The 17585-nt window shown below is 68.9% G+C and carries 12 protein-coding genes; 8 read left to right on the top strand and 4 right to left on the bottom strand.

Going from position 1 to position 17585, the window contains the following annotated elements:
- Window positions 1–39 precede the first annotated feature (39 nt).
- Window positions 40–6069 (top strand): pullulanase-type alpha-1,6-glucosidase, encoded by a 6030-nt coding sequence (pulA, locus tag ABD188_RS02570; protein WP_344058225.1) that lies wholly within the window; start codon window positions 40–42, stop codon window positions 6067–6069.
- A gap of 119 nt (window positions 6070–6188) precedes the next feature.
- A complete protein-coding gene (locus ABD188_RS02565) occupies window positions 6189–6521 on the top strand; it encodes a YciI family protein (protein WP_344058223.1) in 333 nt (110 codons plus the stop codon).
- Between the two features lie 50 nt (window positions 6522–6571).
- Here the strand turns inward: ABD188_RS02565 and ABD188_RS02560 are convergent, their stop codons facing one another.
- Window positions 6572–8845 (bottom strand): choice-of-anchor I family protein, encoded by a 2274-nt coding sequence (locus tag ABD188_RS02560; protein WP_344058221.1) that lies wholly within the window; start codon window positions 8843–8845, stop codon window positions 6572–6574.
- A gap of 97 nt (window positions 8846–8942) precedes the next feature.
- Complete coding sequence (locus ABD188_RS02555) at window positions 8943–9416, bottom strand: Hcp family type VI secretion system effector (RefSeq protein WP_344058219.1); 474 nt, start codon at window positions 9414–9416, stop codon at window positions 8943–8945.
- A gap of 152 nt (window positions 9417–9568) precedes the next feature.
- On the opposite strand from ABD188_RS02555, the gene ABD188_RS02550 reads away from it, so the two are divergent.
- Genes ABD188_RS02550 through ABD188_RS02540 form a run of 3 tightly spaced genes read left to right on the top strand, consistent with a single transcriptional unit; the run spans window position 9569 to window position 12482 of the window.
- A complete protein-coding gene (locus ABD188_RS02550) occupies window positions 9569–10759 on the top strand; it encodes an acyl-CoA dehydrogenase family protein (protein WP_344058217.1) in 1191 nt (396 codons plus the stop codon).
- Entirely contained in the window at window positions 10756–11697 is a 942-nt protein-coding gene (mmsB, locus tag ABD188_RS02545; RefSeq protein ID WP_344058215.1) for a 3-hydroxyisobutyrate dehydrogenase, read from the top strand. The genes ABD188_RS02550 and mmsB overlap by 4 nt, the downstream gene beginning before the upstream one ends.
- A gap of 8 nt (window positions 11698–11705) precedes the next feature.
- Window positions 11706–12482, top strand: a complete 777-nt coding sequence (locus tag ABD188_RS02540) for an enoyl-CoA hydratase (RefSeq protein WP_344058214.1) — start codon at window positions 11706–11708, stop codon at window positions 12480–12482.
- A gap of 10 nt (window positions 12483–12492) precedes the next feature.
- Here ABD188_RS02540 and ABD188_RS02535 read toward each other — a convergent pair whose 3' ends face one another.
- Window positions 12493–13029 (bottom strand): MarR family winged helix-turn-helix transcriptional regulator, encoded by a 537-nt coding sequence (locus tag ABD188_RS02535; RefSeq protein WP_344058213.1) that lies wholly within the window; start codon window positions 13027–13029, stop codon window positions 12493–12495.
- Between the two features lie 141 nt (window positions 13030–13170).
- On the opposite strand from ABD188_RS02535, the gene ABD188_RS02530 reads away from it, so the two are divergent.
- The 3 genes from ABD188_RS02530 (at window position 13171) to ABD188_RS02520 (ending at window position 16710) form a co-directional block, all read left to right on the top strand.
- Entirely contained in the window at window positions 13171–13947 is a 777-nt protein-coding gene (locus ABD188_RS02530; RefSeq protein WP_344066821.1) for an electron transfer flavoprotein subunit beta/FixA family protein, read from the top strand.
- Window positions 13948–13958: 11 nt separating this feature from the next.
- Window positions 13959–14939, top strand: a complete 981-nt coding sequence (locus tag ABD188_RS02525) for an electron transfer flavoprotein subunit alpha/FixB family protein (protein WP_344058212.1) — start codon at window positions 13959–13961, stop codon at window positions 14937–14939.
- A 355-nt stretch (window positions 14940–15294) separates the two neighbouring features.
- Entirely contained in the window at window positions 15295–16710 is a 1416-nt protein-coding gene (locus tag ABD188_RS02520) for a cytochrome b/b6 domain-containing protein (RefSeq protein WP_344058210.1), read from the top strand.
- Between the two features lie 99 nt (window positions 16711–16809).
- On the opposite strand, the gene cofE is transcribed toward ABD188_RS02520, so the two are convergent.
- Window positions 16810–17577: a coenzyme F420-0:L-glutamate ligase gene (gene cofE / locus ABD188_RS02515; protein ID WP_344058209.1), complete on the bottom strand. Its 768-nt coding sequence runs from the start codon at window positions 17575–17577 to the stop codon at window positions 16810–16812.
- Window positions 17578–17585 lie beyond the last annotated feature (8 nt).

The raw sequence follows: 17585 nt of genomic DNA, 5'->3' as shown, positions 1-17585 counted from the left end.
GGTAGTACTCTCCGGGGATCCCCTACCCCAGGAGCCCTTGTGTCGAAGACGACCTCCGCACGTGTCCGACCCGCCGCGATCCTGACGATCGCGCCCCTCATACTCACCGGCGGGATCGCCGTGGCGACTCCTGCCGCCGCGGCGGACCGCACGTTCGTGCTCGCCGGCTCGCTGCAGTCCGAGCTCGGCTGCTCCGACGACTGGCTGCCGGACTGCGGCGACACCGCACTCGAACCCACCGGCGTTGCGGGGGTGTACGACGCCGAGTTCGACGTGCCGGCAGGCTCGTACGAGTACAAGGTGGCGGTCGATGGCGCGTGGGACGAGGCCTATGGACTCGACGGGGGTTCGGCCAACATCCCGCTCACCGTGGGCGGCACCTCCACGCTCCGGTTCGTGTTCGACGACAACATCCACCGCGTCGGCGTGACTGTCGAGGTCGAGTCGCTGCGCGACGGCTACACCTCCGACGACGACGCCCTCGTTTCGGCTCCTGCCCGGCAGGCCGGGGCCGACGAGCAGTTCTACTTCGTCATGACCGACCGGTTCGACAACGGGGATGCCTCGAACGACACCGGCGGACTCACCGGGGATCGACTCTCGACAGGGTTCGATCCGACGGACAAGGGCTTCTACAACGGCGGCGACCTGGCGGGCCTTCGCAGCCGGCTCGACTACATCGAGGGCCTCGGCACCACGGCCATCTGGCTGACGCCGAGCTTCAAGAACAAGCCGGTGCAGGGCACCGGTGCCGATGCGAGCGCCGGCTACCACGGGTACTGGATCACGGATTTCACGCAGATCGACCCGCACCTCGGCACCAACGCCGAGCTGAAGGACCTCATCGACGATGCGCACGGCCGCGGCATCGACGTCTACTTCGACATCATCACGAACCACACCGCCGACGTCATCTCGTACCAGGGCGGCCAGTACACCTACGTCGACAAGACGACGAGCCCCTACCAGGATGCCGATGGCACGCCGTTCGACCCCGCTGCCTACGCGGGCACGGACAGCTTTCCGACGCTCGACGCGGGGACCTCCTTCCCTTACGTGCCCGTCGTCGCGCCGGCCGAGCAGAGCGTCAAGGTCCCCGCATGGCTGAACGACGTGACGCTGTACCACAACCGCGGCAACACGACCTACAGCGGTGAGAACTCCACGTATGGGGACTTCGGCGGACTCGACGACCTGATGACGGAGAACCCGGCCGTGGTGAACGGATTCGTCGATGTCTACGACACCTGGATCGACCTGGGGATCGACGGCTTCCGCATCGACACCGCCAAGCACGTGAACTTCGAGTTCTGGCAGAAGTGGTCCACGCAGGTGCTCGACTACGCGCACACGCACGGCAAGCCGGACTTCTTCATGTTCGGCGAGGTCTATGAGGCTGACCCCGTCAAGCTGTCGCCCTACGTGCGCCAGACCGACATGAACTCCGTGCTCGACTTCACGTTCCAGTCCGCCGCACTGAGCTTCGCGAAGGGCAACTCGGCCAAGGGGCTCCAGAAGCTGTTCGCGGGAGACGACTACTACACGACGAGCGACTCGTCGGCGACCGCTCTGCCGACCTTCCTCGGCAATCACGACATGGGCCGCATCGGATACTTCCTCAAGGATCAGCCGGCCGCCGAGCAGCGAGACCTGCTCGCACACGACCTGCTGTTCCTTGGCCGCGGCCAGCCGATCGTGTACTACGGCGACGAGCAGGGATTCACCGGCGTGATCGACGGCGCCGACAAGAACGCACGACAGTCCCTCTTCGCGAGCCAGGTCGACGAATACGAGAACCAGACGCTCATCACCGGCGAGACCGTGGGCTCCGTCGACCGGTTCGACACCGACGCTCCGCTCTACGAGCACATCGCGGCGCTGTCGCAGCTGCGTGAGGCTCACCCGGCCCTGGTGGACGGCGCGCAGATCGAACTCCTCGCGAGCGATGACGCCGGCGTCTACGCGTTCTCTCGCGTCGATCGCGACGAGCGCGTCGAGTACGTCGTGGCCCTCAACAACGCCGCGACGGACCAGACCGTCGACCTGACGACGCTCACCGCCGGTGCGACGTATACGCCTGTCTACGGCGGAGGATCGCCGGTGACTGCGGATGCGGCGGCCGCGGCATCCGTCACCGTCCCCGCTCTCTCGGCCGTCGTGCTGCGCGCGGACCGCGGGGTCACCGCGCCCGCCGCGGCTGCCGACCTCTCGGTGTCGGTGCCGGTCGCCGGCGCAGGACTGACCGGCACGACTCCCGTGTCGGCCGCCGCCGACGACGCCTGGCGCGAGACGAGCTTCGCGTGGCGGGTCGTCGGCTCGGCCGACTGGCAGGCACTCGGCACCGCCGAAGACACCGACCCGCGCGTCTTCCACGACGTCGGCGACCTCGCGGCGGGCACGCTCGTCGAGTACCGGGCGGTGTCGACGGATGCCGCCGGCCAGCGCTCAGCCGCATCCACGTACGCCTCGGTCGGCAACAAGGTCAACTTCGTCGAGCCCGAGGAGCCGGAGGAACCCGTCGATTTCAAGACCGTCAGCATCGCCGGCGACCTCAACTCCGAGATGGGATGCGCGGGCGACTGGCTGCCCGATTGCGAACAGGCGCAGATGAAGCTCGTCGACGGCATCTGGAAGCTCGAGTTCGATGACTTCGCTCCCGGCCCGTACCAGTACAAGGTGGCCACCGACAAGTCGTGGGACGTCAACTTCGGCGCGAACGGCGTGCCGAACGGCGGCAACATCTCCATCACGCACGCGGGCGGAAAGATCACGTTCTACTTCGATCCGCGCAGCAAGTTCGTGCAGTCGAATGCGGAGGGTCCCTTCGTGACCCTTCCGGGGTCGCAGCAGAGCGAGCTCGGATGCCTGGGGGACTGGTCGCCGGGCTGCCTCCGCGGCCTGATGTTCGACGGCGACAAGGACGGCGTGTACGAGTTCGCGACGAGTGCGATCCCGACCGGCGCCTATGAGACCAAGGTCGCCCACGGCCTGAGCTGGGATGAGAACTACGGGGTCGGCGGCGTGCCAGGCGGCGGCAACTACTCGTTCAGCGCCAGTGACGGCAAGCAGATCCTGTTCCGCTACACGCTCGCCACGCACGTTCTCGAGATCGAGCTCACGGATCCGCCGCTTCCCGGCACCGGGCAGCTGCAGGCGCACTGGATCGACGCCGAGACGATCGCGTGGCCATCGAAGCTGGGCGCACCGGCGGCGGATGCCTCGTGGCAGCTGTACTCGTCGGATGACGCCTCGCTCGGGGTGGCGGACGGAGACGTCACCGGCGGTGATGCCGTCGACCTCTCACTCGTCGCCACCGGCCTGACCCCGGCGCAGAAGGATCGGTTCCCCGCGCTCGCCGACTACACGGCGCTGCACGTCGAGGGTCAGGACCGTGACGCCGTGGCGAGCCTGCTGAAGGGCCAGCTCATGGTCGCCCAACGCGGCGCCGGCGATGCACTCACCGCGTTCACCGGTGTGCAGATCCCGGGTGTGCTCGACGACCTGTACGCGGATGCCGTCACCGACGTCGACCTCGGCGTGACGTTCCAGGGCAGCAAGCCGACGTTCCGGCTCTGGGCGCCGACGGCGCAGGCCGCGACACTCCTGACCTGGGACCCCGCTGGGACAGGCGACCCGGTGCACACCGAAGCGGCGTGGGATGCGGCATCCGGAACCTGGACCGCTGGCGGCAAAGCCGGGCTGAAGGGCGACGAGTATCTGTGGGAGGTCGAGGTCTACGCCCCCACGACCACGGCGATCGAGAAGAACGACGTGACCGACCCGTACTCCGTGGCGCTCACCGAGAACTCGACGCGCTCGGTCGCGATCGACCTCGACGACAAGCAGTGGCGCCCGAAGCAGTGGGAGAAGACGAAGGCGCCCGTGATCGACCGGGCCGTGGATCGCGCGATCTACGAGCTGCACATCCGCGACTTCTCGGCCACGGATGAGTCTGTGCCCGAGGCCGAGCGCGGCACGTACCTCGCCTTCGCGCGCAAGAGCGCGGGCACCGATCAGCTCGAGCAGCTCGCCGCGGCGGGCATCAACACGGTGCACCTGCTGCCGTCGTTCGACATCGCGTCGATCGAGGAGAACAGAGCCGCCCAGCAGACGCCCGACTGCGACCTCGCCTCGATGGCTCTCGACTCGGAGGATCAGCGGGAGTGCATCAAGGATGTCGTCGATACCGATGCGTTCAACTGGGGCTACGACCCTTATCACTACTCGGTTCCCGAGGGCTCGTATGCGACGAACCCCGACGGCGGTGCACGAGTAGGCGAGTTCCGCTCGATGGTCGGCGCTCTTCACAGCATGGGCCTGCAGGTCGTGCTCGACGAGGTCTTCAACCACACCGCCGAGTCCGGTCAGGGTGCGAAGTCGGTGCTCGACCAGGTCGTGCCCGGCTACTACCAGCGCCTCAACGCGACAGGAGGCGTCCAGACCTCGACGTGCTGCCAGAACGTCGCCACCGAGCACGAGGTCGCGCAGAAGCTCATGGTCGACTCGGTCGTGCTGTGGGCACGCGAGTACAAGGTCGACGGGTTCCGCTTCGACTTGATGGGCCACCACTCGAAGGCGAACATGCTCGCGATCCGGGCGGCCCTCGACGAGCTGACGCTGAAGAAGGACGGCGTCGACGGGAAGTCGATCTACCTGTACGGCGAGGGCTGGAACTTCGGCGAGGTGCAGGACGACAAGCTGTTCGAGCAGGCCCGCCAGGGCAACCTCGGCGGCACGGGCATCGGCACGTTCAACGACCGGCTCCGTGACGGTGTGCACGGCGGCAGCCCGGTCGACGCGGCGTCGGTCTGGGACCAGGGCTTCGGCACGGGGCTCGGCACCGATCCGAACGGCCACCCGGTCCGGCCGGATGCGCGCACCCTCGGCGAGCAGACCGACCTCGTCAAGATCGGCCTGACGGGCAATCTCCGCGGCTTCGAGATGACTGCTGCCGACGGCACCGTGAAATCGGGCGCCGAGGTGAAGTACAACGATGCTCCGGCCGGCTACGCGGACCAGCCCGACGAGACCATCAACTACGTCGACGCGCACGACAACGAGACGCTCTACGACCTCTCGGTGCTCAAGCTCCCCGTCGACACGTCCATGGCCGACCGGGTGCGCATGAACACGCTCGAGCTCGCGACCGTGACCCTGTCGCAGTCGCCCTCGTTCTGGCACGCCGGCACGGAGCTGCTGCGCTCCAAGTCGCTCGACCGCAACAGCTACAACTCGGGCGACTGGTTCAACCGCATCGACTGGACCGGACAGGAGTCGACGTTCGGCTCGGGTCTGCCCTTTGCGGCCGAGAACCCCGACGACTGGGATGCGCGGCGCGGCCCGCTGCTCGCGAACCCGGCGCTCAAGCCCGCAGCAGCCGACATCGCGGCGGCAGAGGCATCCGCCCTGGATCTGCTGCGCGTGCGCGAGCAGGTGGGTCTCCTGCGACTCGGCTCGGCGGACCTCATCGAGCAGAAGGTGACGTTCCCGAACAGCGGTCCGGATGCCACCCCCGGGGTGATCGTGATGCTCATCGACGATCTCGTCGGCGAGGATGTCGACCCCGCGCTCGAGGGTGCGCTCGTGGTGTTCAACGCCTCACCCGATGCGACGACGCAGGCGCTGCCCGATCTCGCCGGACGCGGCTTCGCCCTGACGGCGGCGCAGGCGAAGGGCGCCGACGCGGTGGTCAAGACCACGACGTGGGATGCGGCATCCGGCACCGTCACGGTTCCCGCCCGCTCGGTGGCGGTCCTCGTGGACAAGGAGGCGGTGTCGACGTCGGTCAAGGCGGCGCCGAACGAGCTCGTCGCGAAGGCCGGAACCACCGTCAAGGTCACCGGCAAGGTGGTGGCGGCGGACGGCACCGCTCCGACCGGGACCGTGACCGTGACGGACGGCGGCAGGGTCATCGCAACCGCGACGCTGGCCGCCGCCGACAAGGGGAAGGTGGGCATCACGCTCCCCTCCCTGAAGCGAGGCGTCCACGTGATCCGCACCTCGTTCACGGGGACCGGCGAGTACCAGAACTCCAGGTCGCCGATCCCGGTTCCGGTGCTCATCTACTGACGCCGCGTTTCGAACGGCCCCGCAGAAACTCTTCGACGAGAACCGTCGATCCGATGCGGGGCCGTTCGACGCGCGAAGTGAGGGTTCCCGCCGGGCGCCCGTCACGGAAGGATCCAGATATGAAGTACATGATGTTCGTCGCCTCGTCGCTGACACCCGACACGGAGTCCGACGAATCCGACATCGACCTGTGGGTCGACCCCCTGGATGCCAGCGGCAAGCGGGTGATGGGCGAGGTGCTGGCGCCGGTCTCGGACTCGACGGTCGTGCGCGTGCGCGGCGGCAAGGTGCTCGCGACCCGCGGGCCGTTCGTCGAGACCAGCGAGGTCGTCGTGGGCTTCGACATCCTCGAGGTCGAGGACCTCGACGAGGCGATCGAGATCGCGTCGCGGCATCCGATGGCCCGCAACGGCCAGATCGAGCTGCGCGCGTTCCAGCCCTGGGACGAGTAGCCCGTACGGCTCGGAGGGGTCGTCAGCGAACCGTCGTCAGCGCACTGTCGTCAGCGCACGAGGACCACTCCGAGCCCGCGTGTCGGCGAGACCGCGATGTCGCCGGAGTAGTTCGCGACGATCGGGTGGATGCCGCGCGGCAGCTTGCCGACCGGGATGCGGACGGTGAAGCCGCTGCCGTCGAGCGTGCCGGTGAAGGACTTGCCGGCAACGGTGATCTTGACCGTTCCGGTGGGCCGGGTCGCGCCCGTCGTGAAGTTCGACGGACGCACCTGCACCGTCACGACCACGGTGGACGACGTCGTCGCGACGCGCGGACTCGGCGTCACCAGTGCGATCGAGGAGTAGCGCAGGAGCAGGGGAGCGCTCGTCGCGACGGCCTCGCGCTGCCCGGACTGGCTCGTCCGCACCCGGACGATGATCTCGTGCCCGGTGTCGAGCAGGCCGACGGTGTACGTCTGCTTCGTCGCCCCGCGGATGGGCTCACCATCGAGGAGCCACTGGTAGTCGAAGGTCACCTTGCCGTTCCCGCCGACGGGCGTCCACCTGCCGGGGTCGGCCTTCAGGGTCCGCGTGAAGTCGGGGCTGCCGCTGATCGTCGGCGGAGCGGTGTTGACCGGAGCGAGCAGATCTACGACCGAGAACAGCGTCGTGGTGCCCGACACCTCGTTCGCGACGGCGAGCAGCGGTGAACCCGTGGCCGACGATGTCGCGGGGATGAAGGTCACGCCCTCCGGTCCGAGGTCGCCGGCCTGCGAGAGCACCGCCGCCGGGTCATCGGCATCCTCCACCGACACCGAGAAGTCGCGGTTGTTCACGTAGGTGACGAAGGTGGCGGCGCCCGGATCGGTGATGTCGTACACCGCGATGCCGCCGACGCGCTCGAACCCGATGAATGCGTACGTGCGATCGCCGATCGCACCGATCGAGAGGTTCTCGGGCTCCGGACCCTTGTCGTCACTCCGGCCCTCGAGCTCGGATGCGGTGTGACTCGAGTTGAAGAAGTCGGGGTTCGCCGTGTGGGTGATCTCTTCGAACGAGTCGCCCGAGTCGTACACCTGCGTGCCGTCGGTCGTCCAAATCGAGAACGAGCGGCCACCGAACGCGTAGAGGTCCGAGTAGCAGCCCGCCGCTGCGTCGAAGCCGAGCTCCTTCGTGACGTTGAGACGCCCGAGCTGGTCGTTGCCGAGTGAGCCGGCGAGGGGACTGTCGTCGCAGACGGGCCCGAAGCCGTCATCGGCGAGATCGCCGACTCGGACGGGCTCGGCGTAGTCGCCCCACTCCCGCGCGTCACCCTCGTTCGCGGTGACCAGGTAGGTCTGGCCGTTCGCCTGGTAGGCGTTGATGCCGTCGGGCATGTAGACGCCGTGCAGGCCTTCGAAGGTGCGGACGTCGAAGGTCGGCGCGTCGCGCGGGTCGCGGTCGCTCGGGTCGATGCCGTTGCCCGCCGTGCCGAGATCCTTGAAGCCGAGCGGCCAGATCGCCGTCACGGCCGCGGTCGCGAGGTCGATCTCGGCGACCGCATTGGCCTCCTGCAGCGACGCGTACGCGACGTCGCCGTCGATCGCGATGAACTCGGGCTCGAGGTTGCGGCTCACCGGGAGGTCGTCGCCGTGCGGCGCGGGCCCGAAGACGCGCACGTCGTCGGGGAGGTTCAGCGCACCGCCGGCCTCGAAGGCATGGAAGTCCGCGGTGCGGACGTCGCTCTGGGTGGGCGCCGCAAGCCCCGGCGCGGGGAGCCGCACGACCGAGATCGAGCCCTCGGGGTCGATCGAGAAGTCGTCGGCGGGCTCGCCCTCGTTCGCGACCACGGCGAAGGTGCCGTCGGCCGAGATCGAGACCATGTCGGGGAGCGCTCCGACGGTGACCTCGCCGAGGATGGGGAACTCGCCCCCGTCGCCGACGGCGTCGAAGAACACCAGGTGACCGCGATCGGTCTTCACTGCTGCCTCGAAGGCGATGATCCCCAGACCGTCCGAGCGCACGGCGACCGAGTTCGCGATGCCGTCCGACGTGATCACGGACTGCTGCGCGATCGCGGTCGGGTCGGAGTAGTCGAGCACGCTCACGGCGCCAGCCTGCGCGTTCACGACGAACAGGTGGTGACCGTGGGCGGCGACGATCTCGGCGCCGGACTCGTCGAAGACGCCGGTTTCGAAAGTGCCCACCGGGCTGAGGGCCAGGGCGGCGTCATCCGCCGAGTACTCGATCGGGTCGGGAACGATCGACGCGGCGGCGGCGGTCGAGACGCTGATCGTGGCGAGCGCGAGTGCCGCGACGGTCGCTGCGGCGACCGCCGAACGGGAGAGCAGGAGCGAAGGCATCGGTGTCCTCAGAGTCGGGGCGAGTGCTCTCAGTCGTAGTGGCGCGAGGTTACGGAAGGGTGAACGTGTCGCGGCCGGATGTGCGCAGGACCGCGAGCTACCAGGCGCGGTTGGCGACGAGGTCCCAGCCGCGTGCCGTGGCCGTGCCGAGGCCTCCCTTGGGGTCCTGCGAGAAGGTCGTCACCCGGATGCGGTTGTACGACAGCGCGAATGAGTCCGCCAGACTCGGGCCACCTCCGCCGCCCACTGTGCCGACCGTCGTGACGAGGACGTCCTCGAAGTCCCACCTCATGAACAGGACGGGCCGGTCTCCTTCGCGCAGCGCCTCGAACGTGGCGGTTGCGGCGTGCTTGCCCGACACGCACGCTGCGAACAGGAGCGGTGTGGCAACACTGGTCCACGCGGTGAACGCCGCCGGGCGGAACTCTGCCTTGCCGGCTCCGGCGCCGCCCCCGTGATGCGCCATTCCCACCGCTTGGCTGACCCCGCCGTCCGCCGACAGCAGCGGGATCCACTTCTCGTGACCCTTCTCCGTCGCGTCGCCCGGTATTGCGTCGATCTTCAGGAACATGTCCATGCTTCAGGATCCCACCGGCCGATCCGCACGGAAAGGCCGACCGGTAATACTAGGAGGACCGGAAAAATAGATGGATGTCCTAGTATGATGAGCACACTGACAAAGCCGGGACCACGAGCCCCAGCATCCTGCGTGAAGGAACACCGATGACGATGACCCTGACCCCCACCACGTCCGACGAACGTGCGGCGATCCTCGACGCCGTGCGCGACTTCGCGCAGTCCGAGCTCGCGCCGCATGCGCTGGAGTGGGACGAGCAGAAGCACTTCCCCCGCGAGGCGCTGGGCCGTGCCGGCGAACTGGGTCTCGGCGGCATCTACGTCCGCGAGGATGTGGGGGGTTCGGAGCTGAGCCGGTCGGACACGGCTGCGATCATCGAGGAGCTCGCCTACGCCGACCCTGCGATCGCCGCCTACATCTCGATCCACAACATGGTCGCGTGGATGATCGACACCTACGGCAGCGACGAGCAGCGACAGCTGTGGCTGCCGCGACTCACCGCCATGACCGACTTCGGCGCGTACTGCCTCACCGAACCCGGAGCGGGGTCGGATGCCGCGGCGCTCGCGACGAGCGCGATCCGGGTTGCTGACGGGCAGGGTGGCGAGGAGTACGTGCTGACGGGAGTGAAGCAGTTCATCTCGGGCGCGGGCGAGGCATCCGTCTACGTGGTCATGGCGCGCACCGATCCTTCGACGGGCTCGGGGACCGGTGGTGCGCGCGGCATCAGCGCGTTCCTGGTGCCTGCCGACGCTCCGGGACTGTCGTTCGGCGCGAACGAGAAGAAGATGGGATGGAACGCCCAGCCGACGAGGCAGGTGATCCTCGACGCGGTGCGCGTGCCGGCATCCGCCCTGCTCGGGGTGGAGGGCCAGGGCTTCAAGATCGCGATGTCGGGACTCAACGGCGGCCGCGTCAGCATCGCCGCCTGCTCGCTCGGCGGCGCCCAGTTCGCCCTCGACCGGGCGCTGCGCTACGTGCACGAGCGCTACACGTTCGGTGAGCCGCTGGCCGAGAAGCAGGCCGTCGTCTTCGCTCTCGCCGACATGGCGACGGAGCTGCGGGCGGCCCGCGCGCTCGTCCGCGATGCAGCCATCGCGCTCGACGAGAAGTCGCCAGACGTGGCGATGCAGTGCGCGATGGCCAAGCGATTCGCGACCGACACCGGCTTCCGTATCGCGAACGAGGCGCTCCAGCTGCACGGCGGCTACGGCTACCTGCACGAGTACGGCATCGAGAAGGTGGTGCGCGACCTGCGCGTGCACCAGATCCTCGAGGGCACGAACGAGATCATGCGCGTCATCATCGGCCGCGAGCTCGTCGAGGGCTCGCGATGATCTTCCGACAGGCTGAGGGCGGGTCACGCGCTGCGCGCGTGGCGTTCCTGGGCCTCGGGCACATGGGCCTGCCGATGGCGAAGAACCTGTCGGCGGCTGGACACGATGTCGTCGGGTTCGACGTGTTCCCCGCCGCCGTCGATGCGGCGCGCGAAGCGGGGCTGGGGGTCGCAGCGTCGGGGACGGATGCCGCAGCCGCGGCCGACGTCGTCATCACGATGTTCCAGAGCGGCGCACAGGTGATCGAGGCGTATCGCGGAGTCGACGGGGCCGCGGGGCTCCTGGCCGTCGCGGCACCCGGCACCCTGTTCATCGACTCCTCGACCATCGCCGTCGACGAGGCGCGTGCCGCGCATGCCCTGGCCGAGGCTGCCGGACATCGCTCGCTCGACGCACCCGTATCGGGCGGGGTCGTCGGCGCCGAGAACGCCACGCTCGCGTTCATGGTCGGCGGGTCGGACGAGGACTTCGCCGCGGCGGCTCCCCTGCTCGAGGCGATGGGCCGCCGCATCGTGCACTGCGGCGGCGCCGGGCTCGGCCAGGCGGCCAAGGTGTGCAACAACATGATCCTCGCGGTGTCGCAGATCGCGGTCGCCGAAGCCTTCGTACTGGGCGAGCGGCTCGGGCTCGAACATCAGGCGCTCTTCGACGTGGCCTCGAACGCGTCCGGTCAGTGCTGGGCGCTGACGACGAACTGCCCGGTTCCCGGACCTGTGCCGACAAGCCCCGCCAACCGCGACTATCAGCCGGGCTTCGCGGGCTCGCTCATGTCGAAGGATCTCGGGCTCGCCGAGCAGGCGATCGATCTGACCGGCGTCGACGCACGGATGGGGCGGCTCGCACGCGAGATCTACCTCGAGTTCGCGGCCGGCCCCGGAGCCGGGCAGGATTTCTCAGGGATCATCAACACGATCCGCACCGACAGCGCCCCAGCCTGAGGAGAGTCATGACGAGCTACGACACCATTCTGGTGGAGACGCGCGGCCGCGTCGGCTGGATCACGCTGAACCGGCCCGATGCGCTCAACGCCCTGAACACGCAGGTGATGACGGATGTCGTGGCCGCGGCATCCGCTTTCGATGCGGATGAGGCGATCGGCGCCATCGTGCTCACCGGATCGGAGCGCGCGTTCGCCGCGGGAGCCGACATCAAGGAGATGGAGTCCAAGTCCGGACTCGACGTGCTGATGGGCGATCATTTCGGCGGGTGGGCGCAGTTCGCGGCGGTTCGGACCCCGGTGATCGCCGCCGTGTCGGGCTATGCCCTCGGAGGCGGCTGCGAGCTCGCGATGATGTGCGACATCATCATCGCCGCAGACACCGCGAAGTTCGGCCAGCCCGAGATCAACCTCGGCGTCATCCCCGGGATGGGCGGATCGCAGCGGCTGCTCCGTGCCGTGGGGTACTACAAGGCTGCCGACCTGATCCTCACGGGACGGATGATGGATGCCGCCGAAGCCGAGCGCTCGGGCCTTGTGTCGCGGGTCGTCCCCGCGGCCGAGCTGCTCGCCGAGGCGGGCAAGACGGCCGAGACGATCGCCGCGAAGTCGCTTCCGTCCGTGTATGCCGCGAAGGCGGCGCTGGATGCGGCGATGGAGACGACGCTGGCCGAGGGCCTGAGATTCGAGCGCCACGTCTTCGCATCGCTCTTCGACACCTCCGACCAGAAAGAGGGCATGTCGGCCTTCCGCGAGAAGCGCAGCCCGGATTTCACCAACCGGTGAGCGACTGTGGTCAGAGCGGGTCGGGGATCGGCCGGGGATCCGTGAAGTCCCCGGCATCCTTGCGGAAGCGCGCGAGTATCCGCACGAGCGCGACCATGTCCTCCTCGGCGAGTGCGGGGTCGGCGAACACCTCGGTGTTGAGCGCGCGGGTGGCGCGGTCGACGAGGTCGCGACCCGCAGGCGTGAGCACGAGCATCGCAGCCCGGCCGTCGATCGGGTGCGGCTCACGCACGATCAGGCCGTCGCGGACGAGGCGGTCGACGGTGTTCGTCACGCTCGTGGGGTGCACCTGCAGCCGTGCGATGGCGCTCGCCATCGGCATCCGTCCCTGGCGGGTGAAGCCCAGCAGGCGCAGCATCTCGTACCGTGCGAACGAGAGCGCAAACGGTTTCAGCGCACCGTCGATGCGCGCCATCAGCAGCTGCTGGGCGCGGATGATCGAAGTCACGACCGACATGCCGGCCGCGGCATCCGTCCATCCATGCGCCGACCACTGGCGCTTGGCTTCGGCGATCGGATCGACGGGAAGCGGTCCCGATCTGGGCATCGCACGCCTCCCTTCCGACGGTCTCCACGGTAGTCCGTGGTCGGTCCAGGTCACTCGTGGCACGGCGCGGAGCCCGCGAACCAGGCGCAATCGCAACGCCGGTGTCGCCATAGACTCGATTCGACAAAGGAGTGGTGCGTGATGAAGATCGTCGTCCTGGTCAAGGAGGTCCCGGACACGTACGGGGATCGCAAGCTGTCGTTGGAGACAGGCCTTGCGGACCGTGGTGCGTCCGAGACGGTGCTGGATGAGATCGGCGAGCGCTCCCTCGAGGTCGCCCTGTCCTTTGCAGACAAGAACCCGGGCACGGAGGTCGTCGTGATGTCGATGGCGCCGGAAGGATCGGCCGCGACGGTGCGAAAGGGTCTCGCGATGGGCGCCGCGTCGGCCGTGCACATCGCCGACGAAGGGCTCGTCGGCGCGGACCTCGGACTCACCGCCGAGGTGCTCGCCGCCGCGCTGCAGCGCACCGGGTTCGATCTCGTGATCGCGGGCAACCAGTCGACGGACGGTTCCGGGGGAGTGATGCCGGCGATGATCGCCGAGCTGCTCGACCTGCCCGCCGCGACCTCGCTGAACTCCGTCGAGATCGCCGACGGCAAGGTCTCGGGCGAGCGCGCGTCGGACGGCGCCACGATCAGCGTGACGGCCGAACTGCCCGCGGTGATCTCCATCACCGAGCGACTGCCGGACGCCCGGTTCCCGAACTTCAAGGGCATCATGGCGGCGAAGAAGAAGCCGTTCGAGACGGTGACCCTTGCCGACCTCGCCGTCGAGCCCGAGGATCACTCGGCATCCCGGTCGATCATCATCGGGCTGTCCGAGAAGCCGCCGCGCGCGGCGGGAGTGACGATCGTCGACGACGGGAACGCCGGCGAGCAGCTCGCGGACTTCCTCATCCAGAACCGGCTCGCGTAGGAGTGGCTGTCATGACGTTCGCTGAAGACTCGATCCTCGTGCTGCTCGATGTGACCCCATCCGGCCAGCTCGCCAAGAGCGCCGCGGGACTCCTCGGCGCGGCCGCATCGGTGGGCACCCCGGTCGCCCTCGTCGTAGCACCCGGCTCGGCGGTCGAGGCGATCGCGGGTGATGCAGCGGCCCTCGGCGCGGTCCATGTGCTCACCGCCGAAGGAGACTCCGCCCGGCTGACGGTTCCACTGGTGGATGCCCTGGCTGCGGCGTCCGACCTGGTGCGCCCTGACGCGATTCTGGTGTCACACTCCGTCGAGGGTCGGGATGTCGCGGGCAGATTGGCGGCACGGACGCGTTCGGGGCTGGCGGTGGATGCGGTCGGAGTCTCTCGCGACCCGGAGGGTGTGGTCGCGCACCACTCGGTGTACGGCGGCGCCTACAACGTGGACTCCGCGGTGACCTGGGGAGCTCCCGTCATCACCGTCCGGCAGGGTTCGATCGACGCGCGCGCGGAGTCGGTGGGCTCACCCGTCGTGGAGAGTCTCGATGTGACCGCATCCGGCCGGAAGGCCGCATCCGTCGTCTCTGTCGACGAGACGGTCGTGGTCTCGTCGCGTCCCGAGCTGCGGGGTGCGGCCAAGGTCGTCTCGGGAGGCCGCGGGCTCGGATCGGAGGAGAAGTTCGCCCTTGTCGACCAGCTGGCCGACGCGCTCGGCGCCGCGGTGGGCGCGTCGCGCGCGGCCGTCGACGCCGGATACGTTCCGCAGTCATACCAAGTCGGCCAGACCGGAGTGTCGGTGTCGCCGCAGCTGTACATCGCCCTGGGCATCTCTGGCGCCATCCAGCACAAGGCCGGCATGCAGACCGCCAAGACGATCGTCGCGATCAACAAAGACGCGGATGCGCCGATCTTCGAGATCGCCGACTTCGGCGTGGTCGGCGACCTGTTCACCGTGGTGCCGCAGCTGATCGCGGCGCTCGAGGCGAAGAAGGCGTAACCCGCGGATGGCGACCTACGGGGGCACGGTCCGGCGCGGACTGCCGAGGCGACCCGGGGGAGACCCCTGGCCCGCGAACGGCGAGGGTGTCTTGCCGGTCGCTGAGCTTGCGGTCGCTGAGCCTGTCGAAGCGTCCGCCGCAGAGGCAGCGCCCCCGGCATCCAACCGGACTCTCCGGCAAGGCCTGCCGCGCAGGTCAGGCGGCGAGGCTCGGCCTGGCGCCGGCTCGGGGAGCGCCGGGGATCCGTCAACCAGGCTGCGCCGCGGGCTGCCGCGCGTCGCCGGCGGGGACCCGTGGCCGCCCGCGGTCGTCACATCGCCCGTTCGGGTGACAGAAGCGGCGGCCGCTTCGCCGGTGACCGCGCAGGCGGTGACACCCGAGCGCGAAGTTGCTGAGGCCGAGGGCGCTCGGGTGGCAGAGGTTGCGGCATCCGCCGCGGTGACCTCCCAGAACCCGACGCTCGAACAGGATGTCGCGGCGGACGCGACTGCGCTGCGCCGAGGACTCCCGCGCGTCGCCGGCGGCGAGCCGTGGCCTCCGGCCGGTGCGGTCGCCACTCACCGGATCGTCGCCACCGCCACCCCGGCGGCCGCTGCCACCCCGGCGGTCGCAGACACGCCAGTGGTCGCAGACACGCCAGCGGTCGCTGCCACCCCACCGGTCGCTGCCACCCCACCGGTCGCAGACACGCCTGCGGTCGCAGACACGCCAGCGGTCGCTGAGCTTGTCGAAGCGCCCGCGGGCCCTTCGACAAGCTCAGGTACGGCTCCTTCTCCTGCGGTCGACTTCAGCGTGCCGCTGCCCTTCACGCGGACCGTGTGGCCGGGCAAGGACGCCTTCGTCCGGCCCGAGCCCACGCCTGAGCCGAAGCGGTACGGCCCGTTCACCCGTCTGCAGTGGGCGGGTGCGGTGATCGTCGGCGGTGCCGGGCTGTTGTTCGCGGCGGGCATGGCGGTGCTGTTCGTACGGTGGTTCCTCAGCCTGGAGTTCATGCAGGAGTTCCTCATCACCTACCCGGGCGAGTACCCGCTGCCCGAAGGGGCGCCCGTCGGGATTCCGCCGTGGCTCGGCTGGCAGCACTTCTTCAACGTGTTCCTGATGGTGCTGATCATCCGCAGCGGGCTGCAGGTGCGCACCGAGAAGCGCCCCAGCGCGTTCTGGTCACGACGGAACAGCAAGCGCAAGATCAGCCTGAACCTGTGGTTCCACCAGTCGCTCGACATCCTGTGGATCGTCAACGGCGTGATCTTCATCGCGCTGCTGTTCGCCACGGGCCAGTGGATGAAGCTCGTGCCGACGAGCTGGGCGGTGTTCCCGAATGCGATCAGCGCCGGACTGCAGTACGTGTCGCTGGACTGGCCGACCGAGAACGGCTGGGTCAACTACAACAGCCTGCAGCAGCTCGCCTACTTCGTGACGGTGTTCCTCGCTGCGCCACTCGCTATCGCCACCGGGGCGAGGATGAGCGGCATCTGGCCGAAGAACGCCAAGGGCCTCAACAAGGCGTACCCCGTCGAGTGGGCGCGGGCGGTGCACTTCCCGGTGATGCTGTACTTCGTGGCGTTCATCATCGTGCACGTCACGCTGGTCTTCGCGACCGGGGCGCTGCGAAACCTGAACCACATGTACGCGTCGCAGGATGTGGTCAACTGGGTCGGATTCTGGATCTTCGTCGCATCGATGGTCGTGATCGCCGCGGGCTGGGTCGCCGCACGCCCCCTCGTCCTGGCCCCGATCGCCCGGCTGTTCGGCAAGGTCAGCGGACGCTGACATCGCCGCACATCAGCGGTCGCTGAGCTTGCCGAAGCGCCGCATTTCAGGTCCCTTCGACAGGCCCAGGGACCGGAGGGGCTCAGGGGCCGGAGGGGCTCAGGGACCGGAGGGGCTCAGTGCCGTGCCCGCCGCAAATCCCTCGGCGTAGGCCTCGTCCGCACCGAGGCGGAACATGTCGCGCTCGAGCGGGCGCACGATCGATCGCGCCCCGGGCAGGTCCAGGCTGCCGACGAGGTCGGCGCGACCGCGGACGACGGCGACCGGCCGTCGCGACGTCTTGCCCTTCACCAGGTCGGCCGCAGCGGCGATCTCGTCGGCGACGCACGGCATGGTCACGACGAGCGCTCGGCCCTCAGCATCCGTCCCGCCGCGCAGATCCTCGAAGACGTGCAGGCCGGCGGCCCCGATCGCGGAGTCGGTCTGCCCTTCCCGCCATGCGCGGCCGAGGGTGTCCGACACGATGACGCCGACTTCTACGCCGAGCAGCGATCGCAGGCCCGTCGCGAGGGCTCGGGCCGAGGCATCCGGATCCATCGGCAGCAGCAGAACGGTGCCGTGGGGAGTGTTCGAGGCATCGACCCCGGCGGCGGCCGACACGATGCCGAGACGATTCTGCACGATGCGGGTGGTGCCGCCGTTCGGTGTCTGACGACTTGCCACCACACGCACGGTCTCGGCGGTGATGGCGTCTTCACGATCGTCGGCGGCGACCGTGCGGCCTTCGGCCTTCGAGACGATCTTCGACGTCACCACGAGGATGTCGCCGTCTGCCAGCGCGCCGGCCGCGGCGTCTGCGATCAGGCTCACGAGATCAGCGCCGGCGGTGATCTCCGGGATGCCCTCGAGAGCCCAAGCCTGCAGCACGTCCGGCG

Source organism: Microbacterium pumilum, assembly GCF_039530225.1.
Classification (GTDB): Bacteria; Actinomycetota; Actinomycetes; order Actinomycetales; family Microbacteriaceae; genus Microbacterium; species Microbacterium pumilum.
This window is presented reverse-complemented; position numbering and strand designations above follow the sequence as displayed.

What these genes read in the sequence shown, in the direction of transcription:
- ABD188_RS02535 (WP_344058213.1), bottom strand. Translation starts at nt 13,029, where the DNA reads ATGCCCAGATCGGGACCGCTTCCCGTCGATCCGATCGCCGAAGCCAAG.
- ABD188_RS02525 (WP_344058212.1), top strand. Translation starts at nt 13,959, where the DNA reads ATGACGTTCGCTGAAGACTCGATCCTCGTGCTGCTCGATGTGACCCCA.
- ABD188_RS02555 (WP_344058219.1), bottom strand. Translation starts at nt 9,416, where the DNA reads ATGTTCCTGAAGATCGACGCAATACCGGGCGACGCGACGGAGAAGGGT.
- ABD188_RS02540 (WP_344058214.1), top strand. Translation starts at nt 11,706, where the DNA reads ATGACGAGCTACGACACCATTCTGGTGGAGACGCGCGGCCGCGTCGGC.
- ABD188_RS02560 (WP_344058221.1), bottom strand. Translation starts at nt 8,845, where the DNA reads ATGCCTTCGCTCCTGCTCTCCCGTTCGGCGGTCGCCGCAGCGACCGTC.
- ABD188_RS02530 (WP_344066821.1), top strand. Translation starts at nt 13,171, where the DNA reads ATGAAGATCGTCGTCCTGGTCAAGGAGGTCCCGGACACGTACGGGGAT.
- ABD188_RS02565 (WP_344058223.1), top strand. Translation starts at nt 6,189, where the DNA reads ATGAAGTACATGATGTTCGTCGCCTCGTCGCTGACACCCGACACGGAG.
- mmsB (WP_344058215.1), top strand. Translation starts at nt 10,756, where the DNA reads ATGATCTTCCGACAGGCTGAGGGCGGGTCACGCGCTGCGCGCGTGGCG.
- ABD188_RS02550 (WP_344058217.1), top strand. Translation starts at nt 9,569, where the DNA reads ATGACGATGACCCTGACCCCCACCACGTCCGACGAACGTGCGGCGATC.